At 39.6% G+C, this 4,484-nt stretch carries 4 protein-coding genes and 1 pseudogene; 3 read left to right on the forward strand and 2 right to left on the reverse strand.

Annotation, left to right across the window (positions count from 1 at the left end):
* Positions 1–12 precede the first annotated feature (12 nt).
* Positions 13–978, forward strand: coding sequence for a glycosyltransferase family 2 protein (locus tag CK510_RS26815; protein WP_095724569.1), 966 nt, complete (start codon positions 13–15; stop codon positions 976–978).
* Positions 979–1,022: 44 nt separating this feature from the next.
* Positions 1,023–1,982 carry a glycosyltransferase family 2 protein gene (locus CK510_RS26820; protein WP_095724567.1) on the forward strand — a complete coding sequence of 320 codons (960 nt, stop codon included), beginning with the start codon at positions 1,023–1,025 and terminating at the stop codon, positions 1,980–1,982.
* A 109-nt stretch (positions 1,983–2,091) separates the two neighbouring features.
* Here the strand turns inward: CK510_RS26820 and CK510_RS26825 are convergent, their stop codons facing one another.
* Positions 2,092–3,297: a phosphoglycerate kinase gene (locus CK510_RS26825; RefSeq protein ID WP_095724568.1), complete on the reverse strand. Its 1,206-nt coding sequence runs from the start codon at positions 3,295–3,297 to the stop codon at positions 2,092–2,094.
* Positions 3,298–3,382: 85 nt separating this feature from the next.
* Between CK510_RS26825 and CK510_RS26830 the strand changes: the two genes are divergently transcribed.
* Positions 3,383–3,802 carry a universal stress protein gene (locus CK510_RS26830; RefSeq protein ID WP_095724570.1) on the forward strand — a complete coding sequence of 140 codons (420 nt, stop codon included), beginning with the start codon at positions 3,383–3,385 and terminating at the stop codon, positions 3,800–3,802.
* Positions 3,803–3,961: 159 nt separating this feature from the next.
* Here CK510_RS26830 and CK510_RS26835 read toward each other — a convergent pair.
* Positions 3,962–4,447, reverse strand: a pseudogene (locus CK510_RS26835) (1-aminocyclopropane-1-carboxylate deaminase/D-cysteine desulfhydrase); the annotation flags it as partial.
* Between the last annotated feature and the right edge of the window lie 37 nt (positions 4,448–4,484).

Below are 4,484 nucleotides of genomic sequence, written 5' to 3' on the forward strand. Positions count from 1 at the left end.
GACCACTTAGATGTGCGAACTGCTTTAACCAAGCATTTAAAGTGGTGCGATCGCGTATCTTCAAAAGTAGTAATACCCTGTTATAACGCAGCTAGTACCATTTCCGAACAATTAGATGCATTTGCCGAGCAAACCTGGTCAGAGCCTTGGGAAATTATTGTGGCTGACAATGGTTCCACTGACACAACTATAAATATTGTCGAAAAGTATCAAAAAATCTTGCCTAACTTGCGTGTTGTCGATGCATCAAAGAAAAGAGGACCTTCCCATGCCAGAAATGTGGGAGCGAATGCAGCTAGGGGTGAAGCTTTAGCATTTTGCGATGCTGATGATGTGGTGGAACCTGGTTGGGTCGCAGCGATGGGTACGGCACTTTCCCGGTATGATTTTGTTGGTGGTTGGGATAAATACTGGAAATTGAACGAAGCTTGGTTGGTAAAAAGCTATCAAAAGGAAAATGGGGATGGTGTGGGTTTCGATCATCCATATTTTCCATTTAAGGGTGCTGGAAACCTCGGTGTCAAGCGTTCTATTCATCAATCAGTAGGTGGTTTTGATGAAAATATGGAATTTCATGAAGACTGTGATTATTGCTGGAGAATTCAGTTAACTGGTGTGGAGTTGAAGGAAGAAGCAAATGCTATTGTTCAGATTCGTTTGCGTCAAGATATTAGTTCTGTGATACGACGCGAATATCGTTCTGGTTTTCATGCAGTGTTGCTATCTCAAAGACATCTACATCATGGTTTACCGCAAATGGTATACGCTACAACTTGGATTAAAGAACCGATTAAGTTTTGCTTAGACTTACTACTTTTGAAGATACGCGATCGCACCACTTTAAATGCTTGGTTAAAGCAGTTCGCACATCTAAGTGGTCTTTTTAGGGGTTGTATCTATTACGGTTACTTACCAGGATTTTCTCATCCAGGAAAACTGAAGAATGAATTGGAATACAGAATACAGGATGCAGAATGAAAAATAAATAATTATTTGACTACCATATTATAGAAAAAAACAACATGAAAAAATTACTGACAATTGCCATACCAACCTATAACCGCGCTAACTATGTAGAGGAAAAGCTAGTTTGGTTATCTGAGGCACTAAAGGGATTTGAGTCAGATTGCGAAATTATTATTGCTGATAATTGCTCGACGGATCATACCCAAGAGATAGTTGAGAAATATCAAGATAAATTTACAAGTACGCCATTCACATACAAACGTCAAGAAAAGAATCTTGGTGTGATGTTAAATGTTGCTTATTGTTTTGATACTGCGACTAGTGAGTATGTATGGGTAATTGGTGATGACGATCCAATTCGGGTGGATGCGATCGCATATATTATTGAAAATGTTACCAAACATCCAGAAATATCATTAATATTTCTAAATTTTTCTTGCCGTTTTATTCCCACTGGGGAAATTTTGTACGAGCGTAGCTACCATATTCAGCAAGATGAGTTGCGGAAAGATGGTAGAGCTATTTTTGAGCATAACTTCAAAACAAATAATTCCAGTGTTGGCTTTATGACAGCCCAAGTTTACCGAACTGATTCAGCCCAAACCGCTTTACATAAATGGTATTCTGGCTTGGATAACAGGGAAGCGCAAGTATATTGGACAGCTTACTGTGCATTACAAGGAAGTATATTAACCTCGAAAGAGAATTACGTTGAAAATGCCTTCGGAGTTAGTCACTGGATGCGTGACCCCAAATTATTACTGGCAATGCAGTATACTGACCTTCCAAGTGTTTATATCAAACTCATGGAACTTGGTTATCCGAGTAATTACTGTTTAGGGTTGTTAATTAGTCACTTCTTTAAAAATAATTGGCGGGTATTTTTCGGTGGATTGCGGAGACATCCTAAACTTGCGATCGCAGTTATTATTCCCTATCTCAAATTAGTTACTTCGGCTGTTTGGAGAATGCTTGTACCACCGCAGTCTGTCGCAAGCAGATTCAGCAACAATTAATCAATATTGTATTAGAGAACTGCCCTGATTTTTATTGTGTCCAAATCAGAATAAATATAGAGAGACGCGATACATCGCGTCTCTACATTTCTTTCAATTTAGAATCGGATTATGCTTCATTCAAAGCAGCAATTCCGGGTAATATTTTACCTTCGAGCAACTCCAAACTAGCACCACCACCAGTAGAAATATGGCTCATTTGGTCAGCTAAACCGACTTTTTCAACGGCAGCAACCGAATCACCACCACCAATGATGGTAATAGCACCTTTCTTGCTGATTTCAGCAAGAGTATGTGCGATCGCTTCAGTACCAGCGGCGAATTTATCGAATTCAAATACACCCATTGGACCATTCCAAATTACAGTTTTACAATCAGCAAGGGCAGCTTGAAAAACCTTAATCGAATCTGGTCCAATATCCAAACCCATCCAACCATCAGGGATATTTTCGATACCGACGGTTTGGGAATTAGCATCGGGAGCGAAATTGTCAGCAACAACAACATCAGTAGGAAGTAGAAGTTCAACACCTCTTTCTTTGGCTTTAGCTTCCAAAGTCTTCGCCAATTCCAACTTATCTTCCTCTACCAAAGATTTACCAACCTTCAAACCACGGGCTTTGTAGAATGTAAAAATCATTCCCCCACCGATGATCAGTTTGTCACATTTGTCGAGTAAAGTTTCAATGACACCAATTTTGCTAGATACCTTGGAACCACCAATAATGGCAACTAAAGGACGCTGAGGATTTGCGATCGCATTTTCTAGATACTGCAATTCCTTTTCAATCAAGTAACCTGCAACCGAAGGGCTAAGATACTTGGTTACACCCTCCGTAGAGGCATGGGCACGGTGTGCTGTACCAAATGCATCATTTACAAACAAATCAGCGTTTGCAGCCAATTTCTGGGCAAATCCTGGGTCATTCTTTTCTTCTTCGGCATAGAAGCGAACGTTTTCCAACATCGCCACTTCACCGTTACTCATGCCGTTAATTTTGGCAGCAACACCATCACCTATGCAATCATTACAAATAATTACTTCCGAACCTAATAACTCAGCAAGACGTTTAGCTACTGGAGCTAAACGCATTTTTTCATTGACTTGACCTTTGGGACGACCAAAATGGCTAGCTAAAATGACTTTCGCACCTTTTTTGCTTAAATCTTGGATAGTAGGCAGTGCCGCACGGATACGTGTATCATCCGTGATATTTCCCGCATCATCTAGTGGTACGTTAAAATCTACCCGCACAAACGCACGTTTGCCAGACAAGTCTGATGCTGATAAATTTGCTAAAGTTTTCTTTGACACGGCACAACCTCCGATTAGCTTTTGCTATGTTTTGAATAAATACAACCATCCAGATTGTACCGATTTGGGGGGCACAGGTGAATTAATGTTTAAAACTGTTTTATTTCCAATCGATCAAAGTCGCGAAGCCGGAGAAGCTGCTGAGGCTGTTGTTAGTATCGTTCAAACTTACAGAAGCCGCTTAGTGCTACTATCTGTAGTTGAAGAAGCAACAGGTGACGCAACCGCAGAAGTCGCTAATCCTGACCCAATGAAGTCAGTTGAAGCTGTGGCTAAGTTACTGGAAACTGCTAAAAGTTTATTTTCGCAGCAAGGTATTCAAACCGAAACCATCGAACGTGAGGGCAAACCCGCTTTCACTATTTGCGATGTTGCTGATGAAATTGGGGCAAATTTAATCATCATGGGATGTCGGGGAATGGGATTAAGCGAAGAAGGTTTAACGGATAGCGTTACCAATCGTGTGATTAACCTATCTCCTTGTCCCGTGTTGATTGTGCCTTAGATAAGGTTACTGTGTATACACAAGTTGTAGAATTGCAATAAAACTACCCCACCCTAACCCTCCCCTTATAAAGGGGAGGGAGTTAGAAATAAAAGAGTTAGAAATAAAAGAGTTAGAAATAGAAGAGTTAGAAATAAAAAAATTAGCGATTAGAGAATTAGAGAGTATTTCTGTACAACCTCTAACACCATTTAAATTACCACCTCCTTCAGGAATCATAAAAAAATCACCCAAGCGTTTTTTTAACACTTCATATAATTCTTCTTGATGCTGATTTCGATAAGTTTTTCTATCAACATAAACCAATTCCATTCCCTGACTTTTGACAAAATCCAACGTTGGATTCAGAGGTAAATTTTCCTCACCACGAATAATCCCGATAGTTTGAAAACCAAATAAATTTCCGACTGCGGCAGTTGCATATATATGATTAGAATAAGCACCACCAAAAGTTAGTATTCTCTTAAAATTATGTTGTTGAGCAGCTTCTAAGTTATATTTCAGCTTAAACCATTTATTCCCATTCACAACCGGATGCATCAAATCGAGACGCAACACATATAATTCAACATCTCTAATACCAGCTTTTTCACTATCAATTTGTTGCAACGGAGGAGGAGAGAAAATAGATGGGGAGCATCCCACTTTTTATTTAGCGAGCAAAGATTAATCCATTAAGGTA

It is taken from the genome of Brunnivagina elsteri CCALA 953 (assembly GCF_002289455.1).
In the GTDB taxonomy this organism is placed as follows: Bacteria; Cyanobacteriota; Cyanobacteriia; order Cyanobacteriales; family Nostocaceae; genus Brunnivagina; species Brunnivagina elsteri.